Source organism: Okeania sp. SIO2B9 (assembly GCF_010672505.1).
Classification (GTDB): Bacteria; Cyanobacteriota; Cyanobacteriia; order Cyanobacteriales; family Microcoleaceae; genus Okeania; species Okeania hirsuta.
This window is the reverse complement of the sequence record NZ_JAAHGK010000485.1, coordinates 1-5,096: the sequence shown is the minus strand read 5'-3', so window position 1 is coordinate 5,096 and position 5,096 is coordinate 1. Positions and strand designations below refer to the sequence as shown.

The window sequence follows — 5,096 nt, the reverse complement described above, 5'->3', positions numbered from 1 at the left end:
AAATATTTTTGGAGCCTTGCTCAAATCCCCGTTACAAAAATAACTTCTGAGTGTCTTTAGTGTGTCTTACATTCTGGAGGGGCTGTGTGCGGAATGACTTCTGCACAGTAGGTGCCCCGTAGGAGACCTCAGAATTACACACTAGGTTCTGACTTCTGACTTCTGACTTCGTTAAGGGCAGGGATATGTGCAACTAACTTGGCGCGATAACTATCAAAAATATTCATATTTGCTAGGATTAGATTTAGTGAATAATCCTGATTTAGTTATGCGTCCTGACCTTTATATTTTCATTATGATTGATGGTATAAATTTGAGTTTTTAGTAGCTATTTTTCAACCCTTAATTACCCTAATTAGCTGCTTAATTATAGGAGTTTATTGGTTCTACCAAATCTGCCTTAGTGAGAGGGTATTTTTTTGAAATTATAACCTTAAACAAAAAATAAAATTTTTGGTCATCAGATAATTTTTGCACTTTAGTCTATTCCAGGGTTAATAATTTTGGGGTAGACTAAAGCATTTTTTTCGGGCATTAATGGCCTTTAAAAATTGGATGTAAGCAATTATGCTTATCAATAACTGTTACCTGTTAGTCATTTTTCAGAAGTGCTTTACGACTCGTAGCAGTTGCTATAATCTTATCCCACTATAAATTACAGCTTTTAGTGTCACGAGTGTTAGTCTAATTTATAGAACAGTTTGTTTATTTCTATTCCCCAACTATGGCCACCAACAGCAAAAGATTATCGCAGCGGGAGTAGCCAAAAATACTTCGCTAGAAAAGTTATCAAAAAAATTGGGTCGCGCAACCCCACCTTTTAAGGCGAAATGTTTTTGGAGCGAGGCGTAAATCCTCGTGACAAAAATAACTTCTGACTTCTGACTTTGTTAAGGAATGAGAATTTTATTATCTACAAAAGTTGAATTGCCTAAGCTCCATACCATCTGAGTTCTGAAAAAAAATTCTGGACTTTATTTAATTCTCATTCCTAAGCGCCATAATGAAGTAAATACATTTAAGATTATGCCCATTTCTTTTTATTACTCACCAGTTTTTGTTCTTGCAACCACCTTCATGTATGAAAGCAGTTGCCTTATTATCAATTAATTCTGCAATAATATTACATCATTGACGTAAATGACTCACAGTTCTGGGACATCAATGTTTTCAGGTGCGCCCAAATAGTGCTTATAAATCATCGCAGGTGAAGTACCTACAAGCTTTGCTACCTCAGAAGGTGAGAGCTTACCAGTTTTTAGGCAATCAGTAATAAATGTGTGCCTACATTGGTAAGGGCGTTTGTATTCTATTTGCAAGCATGAAAGAACTCTTTTCCAGCAGGTTATCAGGCTACTAAAGGAAATAGGCTTGCCAACCTTGTTAACAAAAACGTAGTCCTTGCTCTTTGGTATAGATACTAGAAGATTTGATAGCTGCTGATTGATAGGAAACTTTCTACTGTGTTGCTGCTTAAGGCTATTCTTTGTAACTTCGCCAACATTAGTTTGGCTTCTTACTCTGCAAAAAGTAAGGTAGCCAGCTTTGATGTCTTGCCATTGGAGACCTAATAGTTCTCCAGTTCTACAGCCCGTTAAAAACCAAAAGTGAATTGCAAAATAATACTGACTGTGCCTGCCTTTTTCTCTAGCAAAGCAATCTGTTTTGAATGCTTCAATAATGCGATCGCGCTCTTGATTAGAAAAGGGATTAATGTCATTTTCTTCCTTTTGTCTTTTTAGCAGTTGCTCAAAAGCTTTATTAGGGATAGTCCACTTGACATTGGATATAATTCTCTCTTGTAGTCCCCAGTTGATGGCTGCTTTGATTTGAATACAAGAACGCTTTACTGCATCCAAGCTGAAATTTTCAAATAGTTCCTGCTGAATTTTTTGAGGAAAGCGCAAGTCTTGGTTTTTAAGCTTTGAAAATCTTTTAGCAAAAACTAGACCACTATTAGCGTATGTAGTAGGACTCCAGTATTTTCTCTTAAATTCAATGTACTTGTGCCACAAGCTCGTAAGGTTGATTAAATCATCAGGTGTTTCAGTAACTTTTATGCACTTGTCTATATACTTGTCCAAGGAGGCATCGAAAGCGTTTATAGAGAGGTCTTTTTCAATTAGGTTTTGAATACTTAAGGCCAAAGCTTGATTGGATAAGGTATCTTCCAGACCTAGGGAACGCCTAATTCGATCACCTGTGGCCTTTTTTTTAACTTCTATATTTATGTTGCCTTTTCTTACATAAAGCTTTGTATTTGTTGAAATATTTTGAAAAACCATTTCGTATTTGGGATAGTTGACACACAAAATGGAACATAATACTCCAAAGTATCAACACTTGCACCAGTAAAAGGCGCTACATAAGTAGTTTAACGAATTTGGACAAGGTATCTTCCAGACCTAGGGAACGCCTAATTCAATCACCTATGGCCTTTTTTTTAAATTCTATATTTATGTTGCCTTTTCTTACATAAAGCTTTGTATTTGCTGAAATATTTTGAAAAACTATTTCTTACTTGGGCTAGTTGACACACAAAATGGAACATAATACTCCAAAGTATCAACACTTGCACCAGTAAAAGGCGCTACATAAGTAGTTTAACGAATGTGGTTTAAAAGACTTAAAATCCGTTGACCTTAACAGTCGTGTGGGTTCAAGTCCCACCACCCCCATCCGTAAATGTCAATCAAATTTGGCCATCAAAAAAAATTTTCAAACCTCAAACCAAGCAAATCAAAAGCCACTTCTAATTTTATTCCCCTGTGGTGCTTCACAAAATGAATAATCCTAAGATTTAGTCCTCATAATATGGCAGTCGAAAGAAAGGTTAGGACTGTTCAAAAGTTTAAGATAGTCCTGCATAGTAATGTATACAGGAAAAAGGGCATTGCTGAGGGGTGGAATGAATATAAGTGGTAAGTTAAGTGGGAGCAGGCATCCTACCTGTCTCCATCCTGCCTGTCCCTGCCTGCCCTGAAAATATCAGGAACGGGCAAGAGGCCCATTCCACAAAACTATGAATTAAAATAATTCCGCATTTATGCAACGCCGGAAAAAGGAATACCTGGCACGGGAGCAAGATGCTCCCACTGCCGTGCCTCGTAACAAAAATAATGAAAATATACAACCATTACAATGCAGCATCACCAAGTTTAAAACTTAGACAAAATAAGACTTTTCCTTCTGTCCCAGATAACGAAACGCCTTCTCCCTTCTTCCTTCTGTCCTAGATAACTAAACACCTTCTCCCTTCTCCCTTCTCCCTTCTTTCTTCTTCCTTCTTCCTTCTGCTATAACTGACAATTCTGATCAAATCTAGGAATTTCATAACTCAAAAAATCATAAGCCATATCAGTATTAGGAAAAATAGCACGCGCCTCCTGTAGCAAATCATCCAACAAAATCGGATTCCCAGGAGCATATCTAGGACTAAAATGAGTCATCATCAAACGTTTAGCACCTGCGGCCAAAGCCACCTGTGCAGCCATAGTCGAAGTAGAATGTAATCTTTGAAAAGCCATATCAGCATCCCGATGAGAAAAAGTAGCCTCGTGAACAAGTAAATCTGCATCCTGTGCCAGTTCCACCGCCCCATCACAAAAAACAGTATCAGTACAATAAACAAACTTCCGGCCAATCTGAGGTGCCCCACATAAATCAACCCCACTAATTCTGCGTCCATCAGACAAAGTAATCCACTCACCCCGTTTTAACTTGCCATATATAGGACCAGGAGGAATACCCAAAGCTTTAGCCTTTTCCACATCAAAATGTCCTGGTCGGTCCTTTTCCGTTACCCGATAACCAACAGCAGGAACCCGATGTTTTAAATAACCACAACTAACAACATATTCATCATCCTCATAAATTACACCAGGTCTAGATTGGTAAATCTTCAAAGGATAAGCCAAACGAGTTTGAGAATATCGAATACAACCTTGCAAGTAATCCTCCAGAGCAGGGGGGCCATATATATCGATACTTTTAACATTGCCCCCCAAACCACAACTAGCTAATAACCCCATCAGACCGAAAATATGGTCGCCGTGCATATGAGTAATAAAAATACGAGTCAGTTGACTGACCTTAAGTTCACTGCGGAGAAACTGATGTTGAGTTCCTTCCCCACAGTCAAACAACCATAATTCACCCCGTTGAGGCAAGCGTAAAGCAACACTCGAAACATTACGCGACCGCGTCGGGACACCAGAGCTAGTTCCTAGAAAAGTTACCTGCAAAACTTCAAACTTCCTCAATAAACTAAAAAAATATGATAAGTATATCCACAGTGATAATTATTTTCTAATTTTACCCTGTGAGATTTATTCTGGCTTTTGCCTACATTAGTTAACCTTAAAGTTAAATATAAAATCTAAAATCTGATGAGTTCTGGATTGCTATTTATTTCAGTTATTAATCGTTCCATTAAACCACTAAAACACTACTTTTGGACATCCATTCTATTCTGGTTACTAGCGATCGCCCCTGCCCAAGCTTCCCTAGTCTTGCGAATTGCCATTCAAGAAGGGGCAAAAGAAGTTAAAGTAGGAAGTTCCACAAATGCTACCATTAGAGATGGTGCTGGTAGAGCTATTGGGGAACTACAGCCAACTAAAGGTTTTGTCGCCGAATTAAAATCAGGAAAAGTTGCTTTGGCAAACTGGGTATCTGGTCAAATGTGGATCGAACCCAAAGGAGAAGGTTATGTATGGATAGGCGATCAGTGGTATCGTGGACGTACTCACATTATCCCTAGCAAATCAGGAGTTACAGCGATCAATTACATTGATATAGAACAATATCTATATAGTGTTATTGGAGCAGAAATGAATGGCAATTGGCCTCAAGAAGTTCTAAAGGCCCAAGCAGTGGCAGCCCGCTCCTATGCTCTGAATAAGCGTCAAGAAAATAGTAATAATTTCTACGACTTAGGCAATGACCAACTATGGCAAGTATATCAAGGAATTAAAACAGAGTCTCAAGGTACTTATGCTGCTGTTGATGCTACAAAGGGTCAAGTGCTTACCTACAATGGTCAAATTATTTTAGCCTTATTCCATTCATCTTCTGGAGGCCACACGGAAAATGTA

5 protein-coding genes are annotated in these 5,096 nt (G+C 38.3%); 3 read left to right on the top strand and 2 right to left on the bottom strand.

From position 1 onward, the window contains the following. Positions 1 to 187: 187 nt before the first annotated feature. Positions 188 to 325: a hypothetical protein gene (locus F6K13_RS17440; protein WP_287287897.1), complete on the top strand. Its 138-nt coding sequence runs from the start codon at positions 188 to 190 to the stop codon at positions 323 to 325. Between the two features lie 820 nt (positions 326 to 1,145). Here F6K13_RS17440 and F6K13_RS17435 read toward each other — a convergent pair. Beyond that, positions 1,146 to 2,285, bottom strand: a complete 1,140-nt coding sequence (locus tag F6K13_RS17435; protein WP_287287896.1) for a site-specific integrase — start codon at positions 2,283 to 2,285, stop codon at positions 1,146 to 1,148. A gap of 761 nt (positions 2,286 to 3,046) precedes the next feature. On the opposite strand from F6K13_RS17435, the gene F6K13_RS17430 reads away from it, so the two are divergent. Further along, a complete protein-coding gene (locus tag F6K13_RS17430) occupies positions 3,047 to 3,169 on the top strand; it encodes a hypothetical protein (RefSeq protein WP_275670465.1) in 123 nt (40 codons plus the stop codon). 127 nt (positions 3,170 to 3,296) lie between these two features. On the opposite strand, the gene F6K13_RS17425 is transcribed toward F6K13_RS17430, so the two are convergent. Then, the gene (locus tag F6K13_RS17425) at positions 3,297 to 4,244 is read right to left on the bottom strand and encodes a ribonuclease Z (protein ID WP_124147585.1); all 948 of its coding nucleotides are present in this window, start codon (positions 4,242 to 4,244) and stop codon (positions 3,297 to 3,299) included. A gap of 144 nt (positions 4,245 to 4,388) precedes the next feature. Here F6K13_RS17425 and F6K13_RS17420 point away from each other — a divergent pair. Further along, a partial coding sequence (locus F6K13_RS17420; protein ID WP_287287895.1) for a SpoIID/LytB domain-containing protein occupies positions 4,389 to 5,096 on the top strand: 708 nt, incomplete at its 3' end.